The sequence below is a fragment of the Microbacterium sp. LMI13-1-1.1 genome (assembly GCF_040815625.1).
GTDB lineage: Bacteria > Actinomycetota > Actinomycetes > Actinomycetales > Microbacteriaceae > Microbacterium > Microbacterium forte.
Genome location: NZ_JBFPNL010000005.1, coordinates 973,099 through 996,986, shown reverse-complemented (window position 1 = coordinate 996,986; position 23,888 = coordinate 973,099). Strand labels below are relative to the sequence as shown.

22 protein-coding genes, 1 tRNA gene and 1 pseudogene are annotated in these 23,888 nt (G+C 66.4%); 6 read left to right on the top strand and 18 right to left on the bottom strand.

Annotation, left to right across the window (positions count from 1 at the left end):
* Position 1: 1 nt before the first annotated feature.
* The 3 genes from MRBLMI13_RS11605 to MRBLMI13_RS11595 form a co-directional block, all read right to left on the bottom strand.
* Complete coding sequence (locus MRBLMI13_RS11605; RefSeq protein WP_367822656.1) at positions 2–907, bottom strand: carbohydrate ABC transporter permease; 906 nt, start codon at positions 905–907, stop codon at positions 2–4.
* A 4-nt stretch (positions 908–911) separates the two neighbouring features.
* Positions 912–1,796, bottom strand: a complete 885-nt coding sequence (locus MRBLMI13_RS11600; RefSeq protein WP_056375625.1) for a carbohydrate ABC transporter permease — start codon at positions 1,794–1,796, stop codon at positions 912–914.
* Positions 1,797–1,858: 62 nt separating this feature from the next.
* On the bottom strand, positions 1,859–3,184 hold the full coding sequence (locus MRBLMI13_RS11595; protein ID WP_367822653.1) for an extracellular solute-binding protein: 1,326 nt from the start codon (positions 3,182–3,184) through the stop codon (positions 1,859–1,861).
* A 168-nt stretch (positions 3,185–3,352) separates the two neighbouring features.
* Between MRBLMI13_RS11595 and MRBLMI13_RS11590 the strand changes: the two genes are divergently transcribed.
* Positions 3,353–4,399: a LacI family DNA-binding transcriptional regulator gene (locus tag MRBLMI13_RS11590; RefSeq protein WP_367822651.1), complete on the top strand. Its 1,047-nt coding sequence runs from the start codon at positions 3,353–3,355 to the stop codon at positions 4,397–4,399.
* Between the two features lie 69 nt (positions 4,400–4,468).
* Here MRBLMI13_RS11590 and MRBLMI13_RS11585 read toward each other — a convergent pair.
* Positions 4,469–4,541: transfer RNA gene (locus MRBLMI13_RS11585), tRNA-Arg, on the bottom strand.
* A gap of 66 nt (positions 4,542–4,607) precedes the next feature.
* Positions 4,608–5,189 carry an asparagine synthase gene (locus MRBLMI13_RS11580; RefSeq protein ID WP_311259009.1) on the bottom strand — a complete coding sequence of 194 codons (582 nt, stop codon included), beginning with the start codon at positions 5,187–5,189 and terminating at the stop codon, positions 4,608–4,610.
* 128 nt (positions 5,190–5,317) lie between these two features.
* On the opposite strand from MRBLMI13_RS11580, the gene MRBLMI13_RS11575 reads away from it, so the two are divergent.
* Positions 5,318–6,157 (top strand): SDR family NAD(P)-dependent oxidoreductase, encoded by an 840-nt coding sequence (locus MRBLMI13_RS11575; RefSeq protein WP_367822649.1) that lies wholly within the window; start codon positions 5,318–5,320, stop codon positions 6,155–6,157.
* 1 nt (position 6,158) lies between these two features.
* Here the strand turns inward: MRBLMI13_RS11575 and MRBLMI13_RS11570 are convergent, their stop codons facing one another.
* Together MRBLMI13_RS11570 and MRBLMI13_RS11565 are read right to left on the bottom strand one after the other, a co-directional pair.
* Positions 6,159–7,022: a hypothetical protein gene (locus MRBLMI13_RS11570; protein ID WP_367822647.1), complete on the bottom strand. Its 864-nt coding sequence runs from the start codon at positions 7,020–7,022 to the stop codon at positions 6,159–6,161.
* Between the two features lie 10 nt (positions 7,023–7,032).
* The gene (locus MRBLMI13_RS11565; RefSeq protein ID WP_042537114.1) at positions 7,033–7,278 is read right to left on the bottom strand and encodes a hypothetical protein; all 246 of its coding nucleotides are present in this window, start codon (positions 7,276–7,278) and stop codon (positions 7,033–7,035) included.
* Between the two features lie 251 nt (positions 7,279–7,529).
* Here MRBLMI13_RS11565 and MRBLMI13_RS11560 point away from each other — a divergent pair, with 251 nt between their 5' ends.
* Positions 7,530–8,615 carry a GTP pyrophosphokinase gene (locus MRBLMI13_RS11560; RefSeq protein WP_367822645.1) on the top strand — a complete coding sequence of 362 codons (1,086 nt, stop codon included), beginning with the start codon at positions 7,530–7,532 and terminating at the stop codon, positions 8,613–8,615.
* Between the two features lie 214 nt (positions 8,616–8,829).
* A complete protein-coding gene (locus tag MRBLMI13_RS11555) occupies positions 8,830–8,970 on the top strand; it encodes a hypothetical protein (RefSeq protein ID WP_367822643.1) in 141 nt (46 codons plus the stop codon).
* Positions 8,971–10,036: 1,066 nt separating this feature from the next.
* Here MRBLMI13_RS11555 and MRBLMI13_RS11550 read toward each other — a convergent pair.
* Positions 10,037–11,113, bottom strand: coding sequence for a DUF4062 domain-containing protein (locus MRBLMI13_RS11550; RefSeq protein WP_367822642.1), 1,077 nt, complete (start codon positions 11,111–11,113; stop codon positions 10,037–10,039).
* Between the two features lie 125 nt (positions 11,114–11,238).
* Here MRBLMI13_RS11550 and MRBLMI13_RS11545 point away from each other — a divergent pair, with 125 nt between their 5' ends.
* On the top strand, positions 11,239–11,511 hold the full coding sequence (locus tag MRBLMI13_RS11545; protein WP_367822641.1) for a hypothetical protein: 273 nt from the start codon (positions 11,239–11,241) through the stop codon (positions 11,509–11,511).
* A gap of 60 nt (positions 11,512–11,571) precedes the next feature.
* On the opposite strand, the gene MRBLMI13_RS11540 is transcribed toward MRBLMI13_RS11545, so the two are convergent.
* From MRBLMI13_RS11540 to MRBLMI13_RS11500, 9 genes and pseudogenes are all read right to left on the bottom strand, one after another.
* Positions 11,572–12,291, bottom strand: a complete 720-nt coding sequence (locus tag MRBLMI13_RS11540) for a hypothetical protein (protein ID WP_367823124.1) — start codon at positions 12,289–12,291, stop codon at positions 11,572–11,574.
* A gap of 553 nt (positions 12,292–12,844) precedes the next feature.
* A pseudogene (locus MRBLMI13_RS11535) lies at positions 12,845–12,946 on the bottom strand (helix-turn-helix domain-containing protein); the annotation flags it as partial.
* A gap of 66 nt (positions 12,947–13,012) precedes the next feature.
* A complete protein-coding gene (locus tag MRBLMI13_RS11530; protein ID WP_367822639.1) occupies positions 13,013–13,480 on the bottom strand; it encodes a hypothetical protein in 468 nt (155 codons plus the stop codon).
* Between the two features lie 470 nt (positions 13,481–13,950).
* Positions 13,951–14,610 carry a GntR family transcriptional regulator gene (locus MRBLMI13_RS11525; RefSeq protein ID WP_367825012.1) on the bottom strand — a complete coding sequence of 220 codons (660 nt, stop codon included), beginning with the start codon at positions 14,608–14,610 and terminating at the stop codon, positions 13,951–13,953.
* Positions 14,611–14,753: 143 nt separating this feature from the next.
* On the bottom strand, positions 14,754–15,395 hold the full coding sequence (locus MRBLMI13_RS11520) for an NADPH-dependent F420 reductase (RefSeq protein WP_367822635.1): 642 nt from the start codon (positions 15,393–15,395) through the stop codon (positions 14,754–14,756).
* A 57-nt stretch (positions 15,396–15,452) separates the two neighbouring features.
* Positions 15,453–16,397 (bottom strand): GNAT family N-acetyltransferase, encoded by a 945-nt coding sequence (locus MRBLMI13_RS11515; RefSeq protein ID WP_367822633.1) that lies wholly within the window; start codon positions 16,395–16,397, stop codon positions 15,453–15,455.
* 31 nt (positions 16,398–16,428) lie between these two features.
* Positions 16,429–16,863 (bottom strand): Fe-S cluster assembly sulfur transfer protein SufU, encoded by a 435-nt coding sequence (gene sufU, locus MRBLMI13_RS11510; protein ID WP_042537106.1) that lies wholly within the window; start codon positions 16,861–16,863, stop codon positions 16,429–16,431.
* Positions 16,860–18,182, bottom strand: a complete 1,323-nt coding sequence (locus tag MRBLMI13_RS11505; RefSeq protein ID WP_367822631.1) for a cysteine desulfurase — start codon at positions 18,180–18,182, stop codon at positions 16,860–16,862. The genes sufU and MRBLMI13_RS11505 overlap by 4 nt, the downstream gene beginning before the upstream one ends.
* Positions 18,183–18,240: 58 nt before the next feature.
* Positions 18,241–20,181, bottom strand: coding sequence for a sigma-70 family RNA polymerase sigma factor (locus MRBLMI13_RS11500; protein WP_367822629.1), 1,941 nt, complete (start codon positions 20,179–20,181; stop codon positions 18,241–18,243).
* Between the two features lie 154 nt (positions 20,182–20,335).
* On the opposite strand from MRBLMI13_RS11500, the gene MRBLMI13_RS11495 reads away from it, so the two are divergent.
* A complete protein-coding gene (locus MRBLMI13_RS11495; RefSeq protein WP_367822627.1) occupies positions 20,336–21,925 on the top strand; it encodes a PucR family transcriptional regulator in 1,590 nt (529 codons plus the stop codon).
* 4 nt (positions 21,926–21,929) lie between these two features.
* On the opposite strand, the gene MRBLMI13_RS11490 is transcribed toward MRBLMI13_RS11495, so the two are convergent.
* Positions 21,930–23,828 carry a sigma-70 family RNA polymerase sigma factor gene (locus MRBLMI13_RS11490; RefSeq protein ID WP_367822625.1) on the bottom strand — a complete coding sequence of 633 codons (1,899 nt, stop codon included), beginning with the start codon at positions 23,826–23,828 and terminating at the stop codon, positions 21,930–21,932.
* Between the last annotated feature and the right edge of the window lie 60 nt (positions 23,829–23,888).

Sequence of the window (23,888 nt, the reverse complement as noted above, 5' to 3'; positions counted from 1 at the left end):
GTCAGCCCTTCACCGATCCTGCGGTCAGGCCCTTCATGACCTGCTGGTTGAGGAACACGTAGATCAGCAGTGTTCCGAGCACGTTGACCGAGATCGCGGCGAAGGTCGGTCCGTACTGCACCGCTCCGTACTCTCCGGTGAAGTTGAGCAGCCCGACCTGGATCGTGCGCAGGTCGCTGCTGTTGGTGAACGTCAGGGCGATCAGCAGGTCGTTCCAGAGGAAGAAGAACTGCACCAGACCGATCGTGAAGAGGGCGTTCTTGACCAGCGGGAGCCCGATGGAGAAGAAGGAGCGGAAGATCGAGGCTCCGTCGAGGGTCGACGCCTCGAAGATCTCCCGCGGCACCGAACGGAAGAACGTCGCCATCATGAACACCGTCAACGGCATCCCCAACGCCACATACGTGATGATGAGCGGCCAGAGCGTGCCGGTCATGTTCGTGCGGAAGTAGATGGTGAACAGCGGCAGGAGGATCATCTGCGCGGGCACCATGATGCCCGCGAGGAACAGCAGCAGGACGGTGCCGCGGCCCTTCCACACCATCACCTCGAGCGCGAAGCCGGCGGCCGTGCCGAAGACGAGGATGATCGCCAGCGACGGGAACACCGCGATCACGCTGTTGACGATGTACTTGCCGAACTCACCCGTGGTGAACACCTCGATGTAGTTCACGATGTCCCACGACTGCGGCAGAGCCCAGAACGGCTCGTTGAGGAACTCGTTCTGCGTCTTGAACGACCCGAGGATCATCCACAGGATCGGGTAGATCTCGATGATGAGCAGCACGGCGATGAGCAGCCGGATCGGTAGCCGGCGCAAGAAGTCGCGGGCTCCCCGGCGGTTCGGGTCGACGTCGCGGCGGGTGGGCAGCGGCGTGCCCGTGACGATGGCGGTTGTCGCACTCACTGGTTCAGTCCTTCGTCAGATCGCGGCGGGTGGAGCGGAAGATGAAGACCGTGAACAGCAGGCACAGGATCGTCAGCATGAGGGCGATGGTGCTGCCGTACCCGTAGTCGCCGTAGGCGAACGAGGTGCGGAACATGTACAGGGTCAGCGGTGTGGTCGCGTTGCCCGGCCCGCCGTTGGTCAAGGCGACGACGGTGTCGAACACCTTGAGCGTGCCGTTGATGCTGAAGATGATCGACGACAGCAGCACGGGCAGCGACAGCGGAAGGATGATCGTGCGGATGAGCTTCCATCCGGATGCGCCGTCGATGCGCGCCGATTCGATGAGCTCATCGGGGATGTCGACGAGGCCGGCGTAGAGAAGCACGGCATAGAAGCCCATGGACCTCCAGAGGTCCATCGCGATGATGACCCAGAACGATGCGTCGGGGGTGCCGAACCAGTCGAGGTTCTGCACGCCGAGGATGCCGAGGAACGAGTTCACCGGACCGACGGTCGGCGCCGCCTCGAACAGGCGCTGGAACAAGAGTGCGACCGCCACCGTGGGCAGCACCACGGGGAAGAACACGATCGTGCGGATGATGCCCGACCCCTTGCGGAGCCAGAACACGTACATCAGGGAGAGCAGGTACCCCACGATCACCTGCAGCGCCGTGAGGATGAGGGCGTACTTCAGCGTGAAGAAGATCGCGTCCCAGGCGGCCGGGTCCTGGAAGAACTTCGTGAAGTTGGCGAACCCGTTGAAGGTGAAGCCGGTGATGGGGTTGCCGTCCTGCACCGTGTAGAACAGCGACCACACGATTGGGACGAGCATGACGAGCGAGTAGACGAGCAGCGCGGGTCCGAGAAGGACGAAGATGGCGCGCTTGTCACCGAGGACTTTGTGCATGGTGGATCTCCTGATGCGACGACGACGGTCCCGGGGCGAGCGGCGCCCGCCCCGGGAGTGGGTCAGCCTTCGTCGTTGGCTGCCTGGACGAGCTTCATGAACTCTTCGCCGGAGAGGCTGCCGTTGGCGAGGCCTGCACCGTTGTTCTGGCTGATGCCGGTGGCCTTGGGCGTGAAGAGCGCCTCGAACCAGAGCACGCTGGACGGAGCGTTCGCGATCTCCTCCTGCACCATCTGGGTCGTCGGGGGCAGGTCGGCCGGCGGGTTGTCGACCACGAAGCCCGAGACCACTCCGCTGTCGTTGAGCGCGGTGTCGCCGTAGCCCTCGGCGATGCACTTCAGCCAGGCGGCCGACTCGTCGTCGTAGTTCTTCTCGGCGAGCATCACCGGGATGCCGACATTGGCCGGGATCTGGTCGATGCTGCCTGCGCCGCCCTCGACCTCGGGGAACCGCGCGAAGCCGATGTTGTCGGCGCCGATCTGGTTCTGCGCCTCATCGTTGAAGTTCGCGAGGACCCAGCTGCCCATGTAATAGAACGCGGCCTTGCCCGATAGGAACAGGTTCATCGAGGCGTTGTAGTCGATCGAGCCGACCGCGTCGCCGAAGTACCCGGCCTTGCCGAGCTCGGCGACCGCGTCGGCAGCTTCGACGTACTCGGGGTCGGTCAGCTTGGCGTCGCCGTCGGCGACCTTCTGCAGGGCGTCGGGGCCGAGCGTGCGGAAGATGTAGTCGCCGACCAGTCGGGTGACCGGCCAGCCGTCCTTCCCGGCGGTGGCGAACGGCTGCACGCCCGCGTCGCTGAGCGTGGACGCAGCCTCGACGAGGTCGTCCCAGGTCTCGGGCACCTCGACGTCATTCGCCTCGAGGAGCTCCTTGTTGTACCAGAAGCCCTCGATGTTGAACTCCGTCGGCAGCGCATAGAGCGCACCATCGCCGTAGAGCGCCTTGACGGTCGACTCGGCCGCGGGAACCAGTCGATCCGAGACGCCCAGATCGTCGAGAGCCTTCGAGAGGTCGAGCACCTTGCCGCCGTCGATGAACTCCGACATGAGCGCAGGAGTTCCCGCGGCCATCTGCATGTCGGACAGACCATCCTGGCTGGCGAGCAGCTGGAGCTGCTGGTCCCACTGGGTGCCAGAGATGTCGTCCGACTTCAGCGGTGCGGCGTCGGCTGCGGCCTTGCACTGGTCACCCGCGAGGGTCTCCAGCGTGGTGATGATCGTGGTGTTCTCGGTCTGGCCGAGGTAGGTGAACTCTCCGTCTCCGGCGCCGGATTCCGATCCGGATCCTCCGGAGCTGCCCGAGCAAGCCGAGAGCGCGAGTGCACCGACACCGATGAGCGCGATTGCGGGGGCAAGGCGACGGGCGCGCCTCGTTGCTGTGGTCACTGTTCCTCCTTGAAGAGCGACGCCTCTTTTGAAGCGCTTCATTCACACCATGCCATACAAAAAAAGGGCGTGTCAAGACTGTTACCGATCAGAAATGAAGCGCTTCATGAATTGACATGCTCTAGAGTTGAAGAGCCAGGTCATGGCGAGGATGCCGAGGAGGAAGACGTGACCGACACTCCCCCTTCCGGGCGATCGAAGCCCAGCATGGCGGACGTCGCGGCCCACGCCGGTGTCGCGCTCGGCACGGTCTCGAACACCCTCAACAACCCCGAGAAGGTGCGCGAAGCCACGCGGCGCAAGGTGCTCTCCTCCATCGCCGAGCTCGGGTTCGTCCGCAACGACGCCGCACGTTCGCTCGCCGCGGGCAACAGCACGTCGGTCGGCCTGGTGCTCGCCGACCTCGGCAACTCGTTCTTCGTCGATATCGCCCGTGGAGCCGAGCGTGCGCTGCGCCGCCACAAGATGGACGTCCTGATCGTCAACTCCGACGTCGACCCCGAACGCGAGGTGCACAACCTCGAGCTCCTCGATCGTTCGCGGGTGGCCGGCATCATCCTCGCCCCTCTCGACACGGCGCTCGCGAAGTCGCCGCATCCGGAGAACCGCACCACCCCGACCGTCCTGGTCAACTTCGAGTCACCCTCGCTCGCCTACCCCGGAGTCACCGTGGACGAGCGCCACGGAGGCGCACTGGCCGCGTCGCACCTGATCGCCCTCGGGCGCCGGCGGCTGCTGTTCGTCGGCGGCCCTCGTTTCCTGACAGCGGTCAACCAGCGCTGGGAAGGGGCGGAGCAGGCCACGGCCGCCCACCCCGAGGCGACCATCGAGATCCTCGAGACCCGGGGCGTGAACATCCGCCACGGACGGGATGCCGGTCGGCAGATCCTCACACGCGGCGCGGGAACCTACGACGCCATCGTCGCGGCATCCGACCTCGTGGCGATCGGACTGATCCAGATCCTCAACGAGGTGCCCGGATTCTCGGTGCCGGGCGACATCGCGATCACGGGCTACGACAACAACCACTTCGCATCCGAGAGCGCGATCCCGATCAGCACCGTGAGCCAGCCCGGCGAGGAGATGGGTGCCGTCGCCGCCGACCTTCTGCTGGAGCGCATCGCACACCCGGGGGCTCGGGCACGGAGCGTGACCCTGGAACCGCGCCTTCTCCCCCGCACGTCCACCCTCGGCGAGATGTGGCGTCGGGACTGACCCGAGCACTCTCGCCCGGCACGCAACGCAAAACCCCCGCCGCTTTCGCGACGGGGGTTTCAGCTGATGTGCGCCCGAAGGGACTCGAACCCCTAACCTTCTGATCCGTAGTCAGATGCTCTATCCATTGAGCTACGGGCGCTCCTGGACCGCTCAGCGGGCCGTAGAACAGCCTACAACAGACGCGACACGAAAGCGAAACGAGGGCTCACTCGTCACCGTCGGGCGTGTTCTGCTTCTTCTTGCGCTTGGCCTTCGCGCGCTGCAGAGACGACAGAGCCTGCAGATCGACGAGGCGCAGCGCCTGCATCCGTGCCTCGCGCATGCGCTCGTAATCGGGATCCTGATCGGGCCGCATGCCCTCGACACGCAGTCGACGATCGAGGTTGTGCCGCACATCGGCCCAGGCGCCCTCGCGGGCCTCTTCGACGATGACGCGCAACGCGGCCTCGTCCTCCATCATGTCGCGCAGCTTGGTCGCGACCCCGTGCGACTGCTTGGCCCGCCGACGCAGGTTGCGCACGTCGCGGTCCCGGTAGTCGTGGGTTCCCGAGGGGTCGGAGTGACGCCCGCGAGCGCGCTTGCGCAACTCGGTCATGTTGCGCTCGACCTCTTCGGACTCTTCAGCCATCGCCCGCAGCGCTTCGCGCGCATCGGCGATGTACTTGTCCGTGTCGAAGACGCCGTTCTCGGCGATCGTGCCGATGAGGATGTGATTCTTCACGGCGAGGCGCGCCGCAGCGGTCGCGATCGCGACGCCTTCTGCGATGGCATCTGCAGTTCGTCCCACCGCTACCTCCTTGCTTCGAGCGTACCGGTATCGCTCTCGGTTGCAGTGGGCCAGAATGGATCGGAATCGGGTCTCCGCGACCTGCTCCGCGACCGGCTGCTCCTCCGATCGCCGCCAGGAGGGGTGCAATGAAGCGTCTCACGCTCACCGGAAGCACGACGGTCATCACCGGCGCTGCGAGTGGGATGGGCGCCGACATCGCCCGCCTGCTCGCGCGCCGACGCGTGCATCTGGCGCTCATCGACCACAACGCCGAGGGGCTCGCGGCCCTCGCCGCCGAACTCGGCGGTTCCACCGTCACCACGCACATCGTCGATCTGCGCGACGACGACGCCGTCTTCGCCGCGGCCGACGAGATCACCGCAGCGCATCCGCGCGTGAACGCTCTGATCACGTGCGCGGGCTCGTCGATGCTCGGAGATCTCGAACAGCTGACCATGGAGGAGATGCGCTGGCTGACCGATGTGAACCTCTGGGGAACGGTGTCGATCACGAAGGCGCTGCTGCCCGCCCTGCGTGCGGCACCCGCTGCGCACATCTCGCACCTTGCGAGCGTGTACGCGCTGGCCGCGCCCGCCGGACGCATCCCGTACTCCCTGAGCAAGTTCGCGGTGCGCGGGTTCTCCGAGGCGCTGCGACACGAACTCGAGGGCACCTCGGTGACGGTCGGTGCGGTCTACCCCGCCGGCGTGCGCACGGGCATCATCCTGCACGGAAGATATGCGGCCGCGATCGATCCGGCGGTCGCCGCGCGCGCCGCGGCGGCGCAGGCAGCGATGTATCACACCGAGCCGATGGATGCCGCCGCGCTGATCGTGCAGGCGACAGAGCGTCGACGCGCGCGGACGATGGTCGGCAGGGAGGCGCGGCTGATCGATGTTCTCGCACGCCTCGCACCGACGGGCTACTGGCGGGTCATACGGGGCCCTCTGCGCGAGGCCATCGACACGACCACCCCGATCGCCTGACTCAGCGGACCGCGCCGACCCAGATCCCCGACGCCCACGACTGCTGCTCGCTGTCGCACCCGATGGACCCGGGGTAGCCGCGCACGACCGCCATGCAGTTGGCGAGGAACTCGGGGTCGCCGCCGAAGGACGAGTAGTAGACGTCCGACGAGGTCAGGGCGCCCCAGACCCGGAACTGATAGATGTGGGCCAGCTCGTGCGCCATCGCCCAGTTCAGCCGGTCGACGTTCCAGTCCACGATGTCGGCGCGGTACTTGATGTAGCCGCTGCTGTTCGCGCACGCCGGCGCGGTGCCTCCCGCACATGAGGCCGATTCGTAGAGGCCGACGCCCCCTCCTCCGACCCGGTCGAGGGCGGCGCGCACCCGCGCGAATCCATCCGGCCCGCTCGACGACCAGGCCGGGCCCGACGGCGCCGCGTACTGCGCGGCCTCCCAGCTGCCGATGTCCTGCCCCACCCTGTCGATGAGCGCATGCACGGTGGCGGTGGCGGCGATGACCGTTGCCGGGTTCTTCCGCTCGGCGAGGACCGACTCCTGCGCCGACATCGCGGCCGCCCGGTGCGCCGAGGTGTCGATCTTGCCGTCTGCTCCCTCCATCGCCACTCTCAGCGCGGTGATCTCAGCGACGAACGCTGGCCGTACCTCGAGCACGGCGGCGCGCGCAGCGGTGTCCTTCTCGGCGATCGCGATCGACCCTTCGAGATGGTCGGTGCGCATCTGCGCCGTCCGAGTCGACTGCGCAAGCGACTGCAGCTCGGCGATCACGGCCGCCCTGTCTTCGTCGAGAGCGACGGCGCGAGCGACGACGCCCGCACCCAGCATCAGCGCGGCGACCATGGCGACAGAGAGGACCCGTCGGATCACAGAGATCCCCTCATGGCAGCAGACCCGAGGTGTCGGAGAGGAGCGTCTCCTGTTCGGCGATGGCCGTGCGCAGCGTGGTCAGCTGCCCCGCGAGGCGCAGGTTCACCTCGTGAGCGGCGTCGAGCCGCTCTTCGGCCTCGACGACGGCCGCCCTCGCCTCGGCGAGCGCCTCCACGCGCTGCTGATCGGCGACAGCGATGAGCACCGTTCCGCCGAGGAGCAGCAGCCCACCGGCGACGACGGCAACGCCTCTCATATCGCTCCCCAGGACACGACGATTTCCGGAACGATTCCGTAGGGCCAATATATCCTCGCCGGGAAGCACTCTCCAGACCGGTGCGCGCTCAGCGCGGGGCGGGACAGAGGGCAGAGTACGGAGAGGTCTCCCGTGAACTCACGGGTACTGGGACCGCCCGGAGCGGGGTGCGAGGCCCTGCGGTCGAAGGAGAGCCAGCCGGAAGCAGAACGGACGTCCTTGATCGAAACCGCTCGCGATAGCCTCTGATCATGAGCGACGGCAACTCCCACGACGAGTACACGAAACACTCTGGGCTCATGGCTCCGATGGGCGTCAAAGTGGAGGCGCTCATCCAAGACGTCGTCGCTTCCAAAGGCATCACTGTCCACAGCATCAAGCACCGGGTGAAGACTGAGGCGAGCACGGAAGCAAAGCTTGCTGGTAACCCGGAGAAGTACGCGACGTGCGCAGACCTCCACGACTTTCTCGGCTTGAGGGTCATCACCCACCTCGCCAGTGATGTCGCTGCAGTGGTAGCCGCCGTTCGCAGCCAGTTCGCTGTGGACGAGGAGCGATCGCTCGACAAGCAATCGCAACTCGACGCAGACAGATTCGGATATCGCTCGTTCCATCTCGTAGCAAAACTTGACTCGACTCGCGCTGCCCTGCCCGAGTGGGGGCCATACGCCGACAAAGAGTTCGAAATCCAAGTTCGATCGATCCTGCAGCATGCGTGGGCCGAGATCGAACACGACTTGGGGTATAAGGCGACGTCCATCATCCCGGCGCAAGTGCAAAGGCGTTTCGCACGCCTTGCCGGGCTACTAGAAATCGCGGATAGCGAGTTTGACGCCATTGCGAACGCTCTAGAGGAACACCACGAGCAGGTCAGCAAGGAGATGCAGCGCGGAGGCGCTGTGTCTATCGACGCTGCCGCAGTGGCGTTCCTCGTGGAGAACAATGACGACTTGCGGCGCATCGACGAGGACATCACCTCTCGCCCGGGGGCCCATCTGGTGAACAGGCCATCCAAGAGGTACGCCGACGCGCTGGCCCGACATCTTGTCCGTGCCGGATTCACGTCCACCGATGACGTCTCCGATGCTCTCCATGGTGACTCGGAAGCGATTGCAGAGTTCGCGACCAATTGGATCACGTCAGACCACCGGGAATCACGTCCTGAGCGCCACAGCGAGGAGAACATCTACTCGCGTGGCGTGGGGCTGTTTTACCTTGCGATGCACGTCGCACTGGACGCTGGCGATACAGGCTTCTTCGACAGCTTTTCCAGACTCCGGGGGAATCTGTCCCTCCTTTGGAAAATCCACGACGAAACGTTCCATCGCGCCGACTAGACGGCCGCAAAGCCGCCGCCAGATCGAAAGCAAGCTTGCAGAAGTCCGCCGCCTCCCGGGTTGCCGTGGTCACAGGCTCGGTCGCTTCCGCGATCACCACGTTCGGCTCTGTGGTCAGCTGCTCGTCGCGTGTGACCCAGGCGTACGAGACCCCACCGCTCCCGTAAGCCACCTTGACCGCGTGGAGCATGTAGATCGTGGCCCGCCTGTCCTCGTGAAGATCGACCGTGAGCCCAGCGCCGACATCCATCAGGTCGATCTGACCGAGGACCGCTTTGTCGCGCCCGCCGATGTTGGCGTCGGGTCGCCCGGCGAACATCCGGCGGATCTTCTCAGGGTCACGGCTAGCGTCTGATACCCCGTGCCCGAGCTTGCCGCACTGGCGCGCGCTCCTTCGAGCCCTTCGGGTGCGGGTTCGCGATCGCGGGGGGTTTGTCTCCTGGCCTCAGCGGGAAGACGGGCCACCCTTGTTCGGCCCATCGGAGAGCGGATGTGAGAGCATCCGGAGCCGAATGGTCGCCGATCAGTTGGGCGATCTCGGGGGAAGGCGCACCATCGGCGGCCTCGCTCGAACGAGTCGGCAGCAGGGTTAAAGAGCCAGGCCAACAGCCGCGCGGTGTCCTCAGCGGGCAGCGGTCGAGCTTCCCAGTGGGTGGTTGAAGTTGCCACGTCGGCACTCCCTCTGAACGAGGGGTGCCAAGAACGACAGAACGCACCCCGTATCCAGACCCACCGCCTGCGCGGTGGGGAGGGAATGCCTGAGGTCGAGACCTCATCCTCCCGCTGATTTCAGCGGGTCTTCCACCCTCGTTGGGATACGGTGTACGTCAGTAGGGTTTGCTCACCGGCAGAGGCACTATGTACCACTCCTCTGCTCATGAACGGGACTTTGAAGTCTCGGTTCCGATGTCGCTCTTTAATTTCTGGGGAAGGCCATAGACCACCCCACCCCCCCTCGTCAGTTAATTTCGACCCCCGGACGTGTCGCAGCCAACAGAAGAGGTTTCTCAGTTCCGATCGACAGTTGCGACGACTTCGAAGTTCTGAGATGATCTCTGTGACGCCAGATCGGCGTTTATTTTCCTCTGGAGGCAATCGGCACCGACCGCTCGCCCGCCACGAATCCGAAACGGTTCATTTTGGCGCGCTTGAGTGGAGAAGGTAATGATCGAAGTCCTCGGTTATGTAGCGGGACCCCTCACCGGGGCGTCCGTTCTGGCGATGCTCTTCTTCGTTGCCAAGTTGTGCAACCTCAAGGGTTTGATTTCACTCTGGTCAGAGCATCTTGAGATGCGTGCCACCGCCCGACGGATGCGCTCCGCAGGGGCGTCCGACAAGCAGATCGCGCGGTACCTGGCGGATCATTCCATCACTCGCGCGGGACGGTCACCCTAAGGACCGCACGGGCATCTGCCCACGCGCTACCCGCTCCGACGAATTGCGCGCAACTTCATCATCTGATCCTGACCGAGGTCAGTGAGCGCCCAGTATTTTCCTTTATCGCTTACGGTGCGCTTCTTCACGCCGCGTGAAATCAAACCCAAAGCAAAAAGTTGCACGACCACGTCCTCCACGACACCGGGTGACACCTTCACTGTTCCCTTCTGCTTACCGAATGTCCTGGGGAAGACACCCTCAACAGGCCAGAGCTCGCGGATCCACCGCTGCACGACTTGGAACAGTTCCGGTTCGCTCGCCTCATGCAAGAGGCTGGGGCCTACGGCTTGCAACACATCGTCCCATGTCACCGGCACTTTCAGCGTCCAGACCCAAGGAGAGTCGTAACGCTCGATGAGTTCACCGTCCTTGTCGAGCTGACTTTTCTTGAAACCATCCACCTTGACTTCGAGCCGATAGGTGTCGTCCCCGTGTGCCAGATCTTCGACGGATCCGAACGATGACGTCGAACGCGATTCTGCCTCCTGAGTGAGTTCCGCGACTCGGGCGCGAAGTTCTGCTAGCTCCGTCCTCACCTCAGGGGTCATCGCCTGGCTAGCCCTAATCCATCCCTCCGTAGGGTAGTGATCACGGGTTTCCATCAACGCCAGCGCGACGTGCCCGGGGAGTTCGGCAGACGTACTCCAGTACTTGACGACTCTCGCGGCTTCAACTTTCTCCCTGAATGCGTCGAGCTTCTTTCGACGCTTGGTTTCAAGTTCGATTTGGTCGCCGGTCAGTTTCCCCGGTTCACCGTGCAGAAAAGCCATGATTGGCTTACCGATCGACTCCGCGTAGTCGAATTCCATCTCCGTGTAGCTCAGGTCAGTCGTCGGATCGAGCGAGCCGTACTTGCCACCGATCACAAGGACGTAGTAGTCGCATTCGTTGATGACACGTTGGATCAGCCGCCATTTCTCATCGTTGCCCGCAGGAAACAGCTCCATCCCTGCCGGGATACAACCCGCGATGAGCAGCGCCTGAATAACCGACTGGCGTTCCTCTCGGAGATCCAGGTACGTCGAACTCACAAAAACTTGCTCGCGGCGATCTCCAGGCATGGGAAGAGGCTATCTAGTGCGCTAGTCGCCCACCGCCCGGGCACGCCGCAAGCGGCATGCGGGGCAAATGTCGGACCCGCCCGCTACCGTTTCTGCAAGGACGTCCGCGGCATAAGGAGTTCATCATGGCGGTTCACTGGGTCAACTACGACCTCAACAAGTCCGGACAGGACTACACGAAGCTGATCGAGTATCTCAAGTCGCACGATGACTGGGCGAATCCGCTCAAGAGCAGCTTCTTCGTCAAGACTTCTCTGACAGCCATTCAGTTGCGCGATGGGATCAAGAAGCACATCGACGCGAACGACGACGTGGTGGTCGTTGGGGTCGGCGGCAGGGGCTGGGCCACGCACGGCCTGTCCGACGAGCTCAACAAGTGGCTCAAGGACAACCTGTAGAGGCGCGTGGGTCCGCGCTGCTGACCCGGTACGGGCATCCTCAGCCCATGCGCCTCATGTCTACAACGGGTTGAGTCCGATCCAAACAGCAACCATCGCGGCGGACAGGGTGCCTACGATCGTGACTGCCAGCGCCGTTGCGTGGTCACGCCACGTGCGACGAAGCCAAGCCCCGAACCCGCGCTCAGGCTCAGGGGACGGCGCGCTCTCAGCAGGTCCGACGTTCCCGATAGATCCAACTGATCCTCCTGTGCCGATTACACCCACGTTGACCGGGCCGTGGAACACATTGCTCTGCGCCTGTGCAGCTGCGTTGCTGCCCGCGCCCGATGCGACCTCTGACACATCCGCCCCGTCTTCGTCGGCGAGGTGTGCGGCTTCGCGTCGGAGGTGCGCTTCCATGCCGTCAACCTGGATCTTGTCGCCGCCCTCGATACGCACCACGATTGACTCTTCGCTCGGCTCCCAAAAAGTGGCATAGACATCCACCTCCAACGCGTTCCTCCAGTGCTCCGCGTCCTGGAGCCTGTAGTAGGCGGCACCCCAAAGACGATCGGGCTTTAGGCGGTACTCGCGCACAGCTTCTTGCACGCCGGATATGGTCTCCCGCGCGATCTTGCTGCCGGATTCATCGTTCAGGGTGTAGCTGAAGTCGGAGACGACCCCTGGCATCCGTCGGTACAGCTGGACAGCTGAGCGTGTCATGCGCTCGGTCGCGTCCCACATCGTCATCCCCTCGGGCAACGGCACGCGAAACGAACTCCTGAATACGTCGGACACTGGACCTCCTCCGGCCTATTAAGCAGAATACCGGCCCCGTACTACACTCCCCGGCTTTTGGCGGGGTCTTCCTGGACACGGAGAAGGCCCGACGCCCTCTCAGGGGTGCCGGGCCTTCTCGATTCGAGGAAGAGACGCAGAGGGTCAGTCCTGGATCAGACCAGGGCGGGGTATCCCAGCCACCGAGTCGACCACCAGCTCCATTCGCGTTGAACCGATCGAAGATCGACGCCACCATCTGCATGTCCGGAGCCGCCTTCGCATCCTGCGCCGTCAGATCCGAGTACGCCTTCCCCGTCGCTGCCAGCGACTGAGAGAGCAACTGCCGATCCCGAGGAGCCAGAGTGACCTTGAGTTTGTCAAGCGTGCGCTCGTACTCGTCAAGCGTCCGATCTGACAGCGCCGCCCGCCGGTTCCGCGCATACTCGCTCTGCACACCCCGAGCCTTCGCCATGGCCTGCGGGGTGCCCGAGGAACTGGAGCGCGTGCGGGCGAACTCCAGCCCCTCGGTGTCCCGAACGATCCGCGAGACAGTGGCCGGGTGAATGCCCACAGCCTTGGCGACCTGACCGCGCGTCTGCCCATCACGGACCAGGCGTACGACCTCCGCCTCCGTCTCAGGTGAGGTCCGGACTGCAGCCTGACGCGCGGTCATTGCTCAAGCGCCCTTCGACGCCGAGCGAGCGATCCGGTCGAGGCGGTCCACCTCGGTATCAACCTTTTAGCTGTCGACGAACGCATCCGACGTCGCGATGGACGAAGCGCCGTCCGGGTCGACCTGCGCCAGGTAGCTGAGCGCGCCGAGCGACACCGCACCCTCCAGCGCCTCCGACAGCACCCGGCCCCAGGCCTTCTTCAACTCATCGGTCTTCTCGTCGGCTACTACACGTGCCGCGCCCGCGTGCCCCAGCGCCGCCAGACGCTCGATCACCCGGTCGGTGATCTGCCCGAGGTAAGCCTCCGGGTTGATCGACTGCCCGACCTCCGGGAGCAGTTCGGCATTCGCCGCCACCGCGATCACGCGCTGCTCGGAGGCGGTCTGGAGGATCTGCTCGATCTCCCGGTTTCGCAGGAGCTGAGAAACCATGTCCCACTCGCGGTTGACCACCGCGACCTCGTCGGCCGTGGACGGCTGGAACGAAGCGATCAGCTTCTGACGCTCGTTGGGCGGCGTGTCATCGCCGCCCAACGGTTGCCGGGGATCGACTGGTGCGCCGGGATGCGCGCCGCCAGGGTGCGCCGTGCCTCCTCGATCCTCTCGATGCGGCGGCGGGTGATCGCGCTGTTGTGGTAGCTCGGGTCGTGCCAGGCGATCGCGAGTTCGAGGGATCGGCGGTGGGTCGCGTAGTCCTTGGCGTAGAGCGGGACGCTCGGCTGCTAAATGGCCATAGTGTTTCTCGTTTCTCTGGGCGGGACTTGTGGCCCTGGGTGACCGGTCAGTCGTTGCCGACCGGGGATTGTGGGCGCGACGAAACCGTGCGAGACCGCGCGGCACAAGTCACCACGTCGAGAGAGCGCATCACGCGGCCTCCGCTACGTCCCGGAGGGCGACCTCGAACGGGAACTTCGGCAGCGTTAGGGCAACGTCAGATGCAAGCCGACCGAGCAGGGAGGAGCATCAGGATCTCCTTGCGAGCGGCCCGTGCGAAAGCCCGATGCTCAGATCGAGTACGCCTGATCGCTGAGGCGCCGTTCTGCGGCTTCCTGACCGCTGGCGAGGTGCCGGGGGATCATCCAGCGGAGGGTGTCGGTGTCACGCGCTGCGACAGCGTCGAGAATGAGGCGGTGCTCCTCGGCCATTCCGAGCAGATCGTCGTGCTGTCCGAACAGCCAGCGCAGGCGCGTGACGAAGACGGCGATGAGTTCGCCGAGCATCTCGTTGCCGGCGAGCTCGGCGGCGATCTCGTGGAACTCGCCCGCCGCTATGCGGGCGGCTTCGACCTCGTCGACGGATGCGGCGGCGAACTCGCGCTCGTAGGCCGCCCGAAGCCGCGCGATCCCCTCGTCGGCGTGGCGCTCGGCGGCGAAGACGAAGATCAGCGTCTCGATCGCCGCTCGGACCTCTCCGAAGTCCCGGATGTCATCATGCGTGAACTCCCGCACCACTGCCCAACTGCGTGGTCGGGCGACGACCACTCCCTCGCCGACGAGCGTGCGGATCGCCTCGCGCACGGGCAGCCTCGACACGTTGAGCTCCGCAGCGATGTCGCGTTCGATGAGCCGGGATCCGGGGGCGCGTCGACCGAGCACGATGTCGTCGCGCAGAACTCGCGTCACCCTCACCGACTCGAGTTCGCCGGTAGTCCCCACCCCCACCATGCCGGAATTATCGCACTCGCCGATCCGTCCGACAAGTTTGGTATCCCAACGGAACGCATATGTTACCGTTCCGTGCCTCGTCGGACGGCTGACATGAGAGAGGAGAGCGGATGCCGCCGGCATCCCTCCCCTCTCCCCTCACGTCAGGGCAGACGGTTCGCGATCGCGAGGTTCGCTTTCAGCTCGTCGGCGTTCTGTCGTACGACGTACGCCGGCCGGCCCCGCTCCACGCGCCAGGACTCGCTGAGGGATCCGACGTTGACCGTGTCGAAGCCGGCCTCATCGTAGAGGCGGGTGACGAAGGCGACGGCCTCGGCATCATCACCGGCCGTGGCGAGCGCGCGTCGATCGGGCGTGCCCGCCGGCGACCCGTCGGTCGTGATGTCGGCCGCGAAGATGTGGTTGAACGCCTTCGCGATGCGCGAGGTCGGCAGCTGCGCCTGCAGAAGCTCCGACGTGGTCGTCTCGCCCCGGTCGAGGGCGTCGATGTGCCCGTCGCGCTCGAAGTAGTAGTTGTTCGTGTCGAGCACGATCTTGCCGGCGAGCTGCTCGACGGGCAGCTGGTCGATCTTGCCGAGCGGCACCGTGACGACCACGACGTCGCCCGCGGCGGCGGCGTCGGCAGCAGTCGCGGCCGTCGCCCGATCGCCCAGCTCCGCGACGAGGCCCGAGAGGGTCTCCGGTCCGCGCGAGTTCGCGATCACGACGTCATAGCCGTTGGCCACGGCGACGCGTGCGACCTGGCTGCCGATGTGTCCTGCACCGATGATTCCGAGAGTAGTCATGCTCGGGCCAACGTGTGCGCGGCCCTGCTATTCCCCCATGACGCCGCGTGTCGCCGATCACACCGTGAGCAGGTACCGCTCCTCGACCCGGCGGTAGCCGAGGCTCTCGTAGAGCGTGATCGCCGAGGTGTTGAAGCCGAAGACATGCAGCCCGATCGAGTCGGCTCCCAGCCGTGCCGCCTCATGCTCAGCCGCGAGCATGAGGTCGCGACCGTAGCCCTTGCGACGTTGCTCGGACGCGATCTCGATGTCGAGGATGAACGCATGCGGACGCCCACCTCGGCGGCGCACACCGATCCACAGCACCCCGACCTCGGCGCCGTCGACGTGGGCCGTGAAGAGCTCCTGCCCGTCCGAATCGATGCCCTCGGGAAGTTCGAGCTCCATCTGCCGGTGCGACTCGACCACCGCATCCTCTGCCGAATACCGGCCGGACGACACCAGATCCTCGGCGAAGGCCGCTTCGGATGCCGCGGCGAAGCTCGTGAATCGCTCGGGCGTCATCGGTGTCACGACAAGGCCACCGGACGCGTAAGGCGCGCGAGACGGGAGAGGTTCGAGAAGCATCTGGATCGACGCGACCTCGAAGCCTCGTCCCTCGACGAAGGCTCTGCCCGCGATGTCGGAGGAGTGCAGCGCGATGCTGAGGCGACCGACGTGCTGCCTGCGTGCCAAAGACCGGAGCTCGTCGAGCAGCTCGCCGAGCTGTCGCGCGGTCGGATCGATCGCGAACGCGAGATCGACGATGATCAGCACCCCGCTGTTCGCGGCGAGCCACACCGTGCCGACGCGGGTGCCCTCTTCATCGATCGTGAGGATGAGCGAGGTCTCGGTCTCGTGGCCGGCCGAGAGCAGGTCACCCAGGACGGCATCGACGTGCGAGCCGGCATCCTCGCCGACGAACATCCCCGACTCCTGCCGAAGCGTCACGAGCCGCGCTCTGGTGGCCTCGAGCCAGTCGTCGAAGCGGTCTGCGCTGAGCGGGGTCAGGTCAAGAGGCATGAGTCCATCCTGCACCGCACGGCGCCGAGGCTCATGCCTTGTGGAGTGCGTCCTCCACGGCGACCCACGCCAGCATGGCGCATTTCACTCGCGCCACATAGCGCGAGACGCCCCCGAGGGCGGCGGCGTCGCCGAGCAGCTCCTCATCCGGTTCGATCTTGCCTCGCGAGCGCATCGCCTCGCGGAACGCGGCGATGCGGATCTCGAGCTCGTCGACCGTGAGCCCCTCGGCGAGTTCGGCGAGCAGGGACGCGGAGGCCTGCGAGATGGCGCATCCGTGGCCCTCCCACGCGAGCGCCTCGATGCTGCCGTCGTCGGCGCGATGCACCTGCAGGGTGACCTCGTCACCGCAGGTCGGATTCACCTGGTGCGACTGCGCGGCGATCTCGCCGCGCAGCCCGAACCCGTGCGGGGTGCGGGAGTGGTCGAGGATGAGTTCCTGATACAGGTTCTGCAGGTCGCTCATGCGCCCCTCCGGAAGAAGTCGATCGCGCCCTGGACGCCGTCGAGCACTGCATCGATCTCGGCCTGGGTCGTGTACAGATAGGTGCTGGCCCTCGTCGACGAGGTGATGCCGAGACGACGATGCAGCGGCTGCGCGCAGTGGTGCCCCACTCGCACGGCGATGCCGCGATCATCGAGGAACTGGCCCACGTCGTGCGAGTGGATGCCGTCCACGTCGAAGCTCGCGAGCCCGACGCGCGGCAGGTCGATGCCGGCGCCGAGCACGCGAACCCCGTCGATGGCTGTGAGCCCCTCGACGAGTCGTCTGCCGAAGGCTGCCTCGTGCGCGGCGATGCGCGGCATGCCCACCGCGGTCAGGTAGTCGATCGCCGCGGCGAGCGCGACCGCCTGCGAGACCCGCTGAGTGCCGGCCTCGAAGCGCTGGGGCGGCGGCAGATAGGCGGCCTCCGTGGTGGTGACCGTCGTGATCATCGAACCGCCCGTGAGGAACGGCGGCATGGCTTCGAGCAGCTCGCGCCGACCGTAGAGCGCGCCGATGCCGGTGGGGCCGAGCATCTTGTGACCCGACAGCACGGCGAAGTCGACATCGAGCGCGCGCACGTCGAGCGGCAGATGAGGAGCCGACTGGCAGGCGTCGAGCACGACCATCGCGCCGACCGCGCGGGCCAGGGCGACGAGCTGCTCGACGGGGTTGATCACGCCGAGCACGTTCGACACGTGTGTGAACGCGACTAGCTTCGTACGTTCGGTGATGAGGTCGGCGGCGGCATCGAGTCGGAGGGCTCCGTCGTCGTCGAGCGGGATCACCCGCAGGGTCGCGCCCGTGCGTGCCGCGAGCTCCTGCCACGGGATGAGATTCGCGTGGTGCTCCATCTCGGTGGTGACGATCTCGTCGCCCGCACGCAGCCGAAGACGCTCGGCAGCCGCTCCCCCGCGTCCCAGCGACGCGTTCGAGATCGAATAGGCGACGAGGTTGAGCGCCTCGGTGGCGTTCGACGTCCACACGATCTCGCCCTCGTCGGCGCCCACGAACCGCGCCACGGTCGCACGGGCATCCTCGAACACCTCCGTCGCCTCGGCGGCGAGGGTGTGTGCGCCGCGATGCACGGCGGCGTTCAGCGTCGAAGCGAACTCGCGTTCGGCGTCGAGCACGGCGAACGGACGCTGCGAGGTGGCACCCGAATCCAGATACGTCAGGGGATGTCCGTTGACCTCGGCGCGCAGGATCGGGAAGTCCTCACGGAGGCGCTGCACCTCCACATCGGTCAGAGCGCCACCTCCCGATGGGGCGATCACGTCGGATTCGCGGGAAAGGCTCATCCTTCTAGCTTCTCATCTGGCGCACCCTGCGGGGCGCCCCTTCGCGCAGAGGAGTCGGTCAGGGCACCACGAGGATGTGGTCTGTGTCTGCGAACCCGAAGGTCCCCGTCGCCGGGTCGACATAGCGCAGCGTGACCCGATGGAGTCCCGGCCGGATATCGACGAACGACACGATGGTCGACGCGCCCGTGAGCAGCACGGTCGACGCAGGACCCCCGTCGACGGACACGGATGCCGTCGACCCGGCGACGCCCCGAACATCGAGCGCGAGGTCATCGCGCCTCCCGTCGCCATCGGAATCCGTGCGCGAGATGACCCCGTCCGAGTCCTCACCCAGTCCCGGAACGGGGAAGTACACCGGTCCGGTCGGCTCGCTCGCCGTCTGCTCGCCCGTGGTCGGCGAGGTCTGCCGCATCGAGATCGAGATGCCCTGATGAAGGGTCTCGACGTCGGGACGAACCGAGAACGTTCCGTCCGCAGTGACGACCGTCGTGGCGATCACGCGGCCCGTCTCTTCGACGATCTCGACGGCTGCACCCGGCGTCCCGGTGCCGGTGATCACCGGCGGAACGGCCGTGGTCGGCAGGATGATCCAGGAGATCGTCACGGGCGGATCGACGGGAGGCTCCACCACCGGAGGCTCCACCACCGGAGGCTCCACAACCGGAGGGTCCACTACCGGCGGGTTTACGACCGGAGGGTCCACCACCGGAGGGTCCACCACCGGAGGGTGTTGCGCGGGGGCCGCCGGCGGCCGCACCGGGGGTGGGGTGCGCACGTCCCCCGGTGTCGAAGGCTCGGTGATGTCCGTGGGCGCCGGAGGCACGGCGATCGGATCCTCGACGGCCTCGCGATCGGGCTGCGCCTCAGGGACCGACGCGGGCGGCTGCGGTTCGACAGGAGGCTCCACCTCGATCGGAGGTTCGGTCGGTGCCGGAGATTCGACCGGTGCCGGGGATTCGATCGGTGCCGGGGCGCCAGCCGATGCGGTCGATTCGATCGGAGCCGGCGATGCGACGACGAGTGCGGACGACTCGTCGGCATCCGGGGATCCGACCGGCGCCAGCTGCGCGGCGACCGCCGCGACCGCGACGACCGCCGTTGCCGCGGCGACAGATCCGCCGACCACGAGCCACTGCGACGTTCCTCGGGGCATCCAGCCCGTCATCGATGCCGCCATGGCGGGCGCCGGTGATCCGGCCGAATAGGCTGCCGCCGCAGGTCCGCCGATGACCACGGGCAGCAGCACGGCCCGCAGCTTCGACGAAGCCCGCTCGATCTCGGCACTGGCCATCGTGCATCGTGTGCAGCGTTCGAGGTGCGCGTCGAAGCGCGCGCGGTCGGCGCGCGCCACATGGCGCTTGCGACCCTGCGCCACGATGCGCTCACACGTCCACCGGCATTCGGGGTCGCGTCCGGGTTCTGCGATGTGCGCCTGCAGCCATGCGAGCTTGAACCCCTCCCTCGCCCGCGCTGCCAGCACCGAGACGGCGTTCGGGGTCATGCCCATGAGCGGTGCGATCTCTCGCGGCTTCATGCCCTCGACCTCGAGGTACCAGAGCAGGGTGCGCCATCGCTCGGGGAGATCCTTGAACGCCGCTGTCAGCAGCGCCTTGTCTGACAGCAGGTCGAGCGAGTCGTCGGTGTGCTCGACCGGCAGCTCGTCGATGTACTCGAGCGCGACGACGTCCTTCTGCTTGCCTCCCCAGGTGGCCGCGGCATTGCGTACGGCAGCGAAGATGTAGGGCCGGAAGGCGTCGGTCGGACCGCCGCCGTTGCGGATCGCGCTGAAAGTCTTGGCGAATGCCTCGCTGACGAGGTCCTCCGGATCGATGGAGCTCGTGATCGAACGCGCGGCGCGAAGTGCGGCCGGCGAATGACGGTCCCAGAGCACGCCGAACGCCCTGCTGTCCCCCGCGCGGGTGGCGAGCACGAGCTCGTCGTCACTCACCTCGGAGGCGGTCCGCATGCGCCGCTCGCGCACAGTCGAGGCGCTCACGGCGTCGCCTTGGGGGCGCGCATCGAGTCAGGAGCAACGGGCGGGTTGTTCACTGGGTTCCCTTTCGATTTCTCACTACCAGCCTTGCGATCTAGCGATCTGACCGGTATGTAGATTCGTATGAAAGTTCTTCCCGCCGAGTAGAGAAGGTTCCATGGCAGCCTCCGAGGTTCACCCCGCAGATCCGACGTTGCGAGACGCGCTGCGGGTCAGTGCCGGGCGGCTCTTCACGGCTGCCCGAAGCGCCCGCTTCGACTCGAGGACGTTCGCCGGAGTGGAGTTCTACGATCCGTCGACACCGGCCCCCGCGTACATCGACCGGATCGTGCTCGGTGCCGGCGTCGCATCGAGTCACGTGACGGCGCTCACAGCCGAGCTGGCCGACGCCGGGGCGGCCGCTCTCGTGCTGCGTGCCCCCATGGACGACGATCCTCGGGACTGGACGTCGACCGATCAGCACCCCGCCCTCGCCGTGCTCCGCCACGGCGAGGGAGACTGGGCGCAGCTCGCGAACGTCCTGCGGTCGCTGCTGGGTGCTCACTCGATCGGGCAGGTCACCGGCGTGCGGCTGGGTGATCTCTTCGGTCTTGCCGACGCGCTCGCCACCCTGGCAGGCGGAGCGGTCAGCATCGTCGACTCCGCGGGCCAGGTCGTGGGGTACTCCACGCACAGCGAGCAGCCGATCGACGACGCACGACGACGCACCACTCTCCTGCTGCAGGAGGACATCTCGATCACGTCCGACTCCCGCTACCGATCGCTGCTCCGTGCCACCGAGGCGCGGCACTTCCCGTCGAGCACCGACCTGTTCGGCCGGGTCGGGATCGCCGTCAGGGCGTCGGGAGAACTGCTCGGCTCTCTCTGGGTGATCCAGGTCGACCCGTCGCACGCCGCCCACACCCGAGATCTGCTGCAGGAGATGGAGCCGATCGTCGCCCAGCATCTGCTGCGCGCACGCGAGGACGCGGGCGACCGCGACCAGCGCACCTCCGGGCTTCTCCGAACGCTTCTCGAAGACCGTCGGCATGCCCGCGGCGCGGCCTCGCAGCTGCTTCTCCGACCCGAGGCCGGTTGCACCGTCGTGTGCCTGCGGGTGAACACCTTCGACGAGGTCGAGGCTGTGCGTGGATTGCACCGCGTGCTCCATCTGGCGATCAGCGTGTCCAGCGCCGCGTTCCCGGGTTCGCACAGCGCGATCGTCGGCTCCCAGGTCGTGACGGTCATCCCCGGCCCTCACCAGGCAGCGGCCGAGACCTTCACCCAGGCGATGGTCCGCGTCGACAACGCGTTGATCGCAGGCATCGGCAGGCGTGCGAACGACGTCAACGGCATCGCTCGCTCGTACCGCGAGGCTGCAGCCGTCGCCGGCGCGCTCATGAGTTCGCCTCGACACGACGGAGACCGTCACGTCCATGTCGCGACCTTCGACGAGATGCGCGATCGCCTCGCCATCCTGCAGGTCGGCGATCTCATCGAGGGCCTCGACGCCGCGGTCGGCGACGCGGCGAGCATCCTCGCCGCACATGACGCGGCGCAGGGCACCGACCTGACGCGCACCATGCGCGTCTACCTCGACCAGCTCGGCAGCGTCCGCGAGACGGCGAATGCGCTGCACGTTCACCAGAACACCGTCCGGTACCGGCTCGATGTCGTGCGCACCGAGCTGGCGATCGATCTCGAATCGCCCGACACTCGGCTCTGGCTCTGGCTCCGTCTGTCAGCCGACTCGCGCACAACGGACTGAGCGCTCATTCGATGGCCGCCGGCAGCAGGATGGTCACGCCGGCGCGCTTCGTCGTCGGGTCGACATATCGGGCGGCGACGAACGGCTCATCGGCCCCGGAGCGGATGACGATCCCGTCGCGAGCGGCGGCCGGAAGCCAGACCATGCGCGACCGCCCCTGACCATCGAGCAGCTCGACCCACGCATCCGGCTCTGCGCGCAGATGCAGGCAGCTCACAGCGCCGAGAGAGACCCCGGGGCAGGTGTCTGGGTCGGCGGGCGCGATGGTCGGTGTCGCGAAGGTCAGCGGCCCGATGTCCTCCGCCCACTCGGTGACTCCGGTCACGGCGTCCTGCTGCCCCACACTGAGCGTCATGCCCTGGTGAGTCTCTTCGCCCGAGACGTCGAGCACGAATGCGCCGAACTCATCGACGATCGCCCTATGCAGCACCACACCGTTCTCGTCGACGACCGTGATGATCGCGCTGGGAGTGCCGATCCCCTCCAGCAGATCCGGGATCAAGGAGTTCTGCGCGATCGACTGCGTGATGCGAAACTCCGGTGCGTCGATGGGAGGTGATGCCTCCGCGCTGCCCTCGGTCGGCCCCGCCGTCTCGGGCGCGACTGCCGAGGGAACCGGAGTGCCATCGCTGCCCGGAACCAGCGGGTGGCCCTCCTCCGTGACTCGTGCCGAGCTCTCACGCGGATCGCTCTCCGTCGAATCCGACATCGACTCCGGTGCGGGCGCCGGCTCGTGCTCCGGTGCCGGCTGCGCCTCGGGCGTCGGTTCGGCCGCAGGCGGCAGGACCACAGGGTGGGGCAGCTCTTCGAGAACCGGACCGGCCTCACCCGCGATCGTCACCTCAGACGACGACGAAGGGAGTGCGGTGCGGTCGGAATCCCGGGCGGACAGAGTCAGCACGCTGCCGGTGAAGATGACAGCACCGACGACGACGACAGCGGTGGCAGCCAGCGCCGCGAGGCCTCCGGCCGGAACCGCCGATGCTGCTCCGTGCGCGGCGGCAGGAGTGCCGGCGCCGAACGATGCCCCTCCGTCCGTCCCGAACGCCCCGGCTGACCCGACCGACGAGGCCGCCCCCATGACGTGGGCCTCTGCCGTCCCATCGCCTGTGTAGATCGCCGCCGCCGCGCCGCCGAGCAGTGCCGCGGGCAGGATCGAACGCAGCCGCTGCGACACGGTGTCGATCTCCGCAGCGACGATCCGGCATCCGCCGCACGTGTTCATGTGCTCGCTGAAGCGGTCCGCGTCGCCGGCACCCATCGAGCGCTCTCGCCTGGCCACCACGCGCTCGCAGAACCACCGGCACTCCTCCGACCGGGAGGGGTCGTGGATGTGCGCCTCCAGCCAGGCTCGACGGAAGCTGTCGCGTGCCCGTGCGGCCAGGGCGGAGACCGCGTTCGAGGTCATTCCCATCAGGGGCGCGAGTTCTCTCGGCTTCATCCCCTCGACCTCGAGATACCAGAGCAGGGTCCGGTGCCTCGCCGACAGCGTGCCGAACACCGCGGCGATGCTGGACCGCTCGGCGATGCGCTCGAAGGCGTCGCCGTCCTCCGCTGACAGGTCGCGCTCTGACACCATGTCGATCGAGAGCGCAGTCCCGTTCCGAGCCCAGCGGGCGGCGGTGTTGCGCAACGTGGCGAGAAGATAGGGCCGGAAGGCGTCGCTCGGTCCACCGCCCGCCTTCGTCACCCGGAGGATCGACGCGAAGGCCTCGCTCACGAGATCGTCGGGATCCGACGACGGCGAGATCGCCCTGGCCGCACGTCGAGCCGATTCGACGTGCCTGCGCCAGAGAAGCGCGAAGTCACCGATGTCCCCACCGCGCACGGCCTCGATGATCTGAGCATCGGACGGTTCACCCGGGATGTCATCTTCACCATCGATGTGCGTGCCGAGATTCATGCTGCTCCGGATGCTGTCAGGACCGGCGTCTCACGGGGAGCGCCGGAGACGAATGAGGGA

Bases quoted from the DNA above. Each gene is read 5' to 3' on its own strand.
- MRBLMI13_RS11505 (WP_367822631.1), bottom strand. From the start codon at position 18,182: ATGAGCCTTTCCCGCGAATCCGACGTGATCGCCCCATCGGGAGGTGGC.
- MRBLMI13_RS11575 (WP_367822649.1), top strand. From the start codon at position 5,318: ATGAAGCGTCTCACGCTCACCGGAAGCACGACGGTCATCACCGGCGCT.
- MRBLMI13_RS11495 (WP_367822627.1), top strand. From the start codon at position 20,336: ATGGCAGCCTCCGAGGTTCACCCCGCAGATCCGACGTTGCGAGACGCG.
- MRBLMI13_RS11600 (WP_056375625.1), bottom strand. From the start codon at position 1,796: ATGCACAAAGTCCTCGGTGACAAGCGCGCCATCTTCGTCCTTCTCGGA.
- MRBLMI13_RS11545 (WP_367822641.1), top strand. From the start codon at position 11,239: ATGGCGGTTCACTGGGTCAACTACGACCTCAACAAGTCCGGACAGGAC.
- MRBLMI13_RS11490 (WP_367822625.1), bottom strand. From the start codon at position 23,828: ATGAATCTCGGCACGCACATCGATGGTGAAGATGACATCCCGGGTGAA.
- MRBLMI13_RS11565 (WP_042537114.1), bottom strand. From the start codon at position 7,278: ATGAGAGGCGTTGCCGTCGTCGCCGGTGGGCTGCTGCTCCTCGGCGGA.
- MRBLMI13_RS11550 (WP_367822642.1), bottom strand. From the start codon at position 11,113: ATGCCTGGAGATCGCCGCGAGCAAGTTTTTGTGAGTTCGACGTACCTG.
- MRBLMI13_RS11525 (WP_367825012.1), bottom strand. From the start codon at position 14,610: ATGGTGGGGGTGGGGACTACCGGCGAACTCGAGTCGGTGAGGGTGACG.
- MRBLMI13_RS11520 (WP_367822635.1), bottom strand. From the start codon at position 15,395: ATGACTACTCTCGGAATCATCGGTGCAGGACACATCGGCAGCCAGGTC.
- MRBLMI13_RS11560 (WP_367822645.1), top strand. From the start codon at position 7,530: ATGAGCGACGGCAACTCCCACGACGAGTACACGAAACACTCTGGGCTC.
- MRBLMI13_RS11515 (WP_367822633.1), bottom strand. From the start codon at position 16,397: ATGCCTCTTGACCTGACCCCGCTCAGCGCAGACCGCTTCGACGACTGG.
- sufU (WP_042537106.1), bottom strand. From the start codon at position 16,863: ATGAGCGACCTGCAGAACCTGTATCAGGAACTCATCCTCGACCACTCC.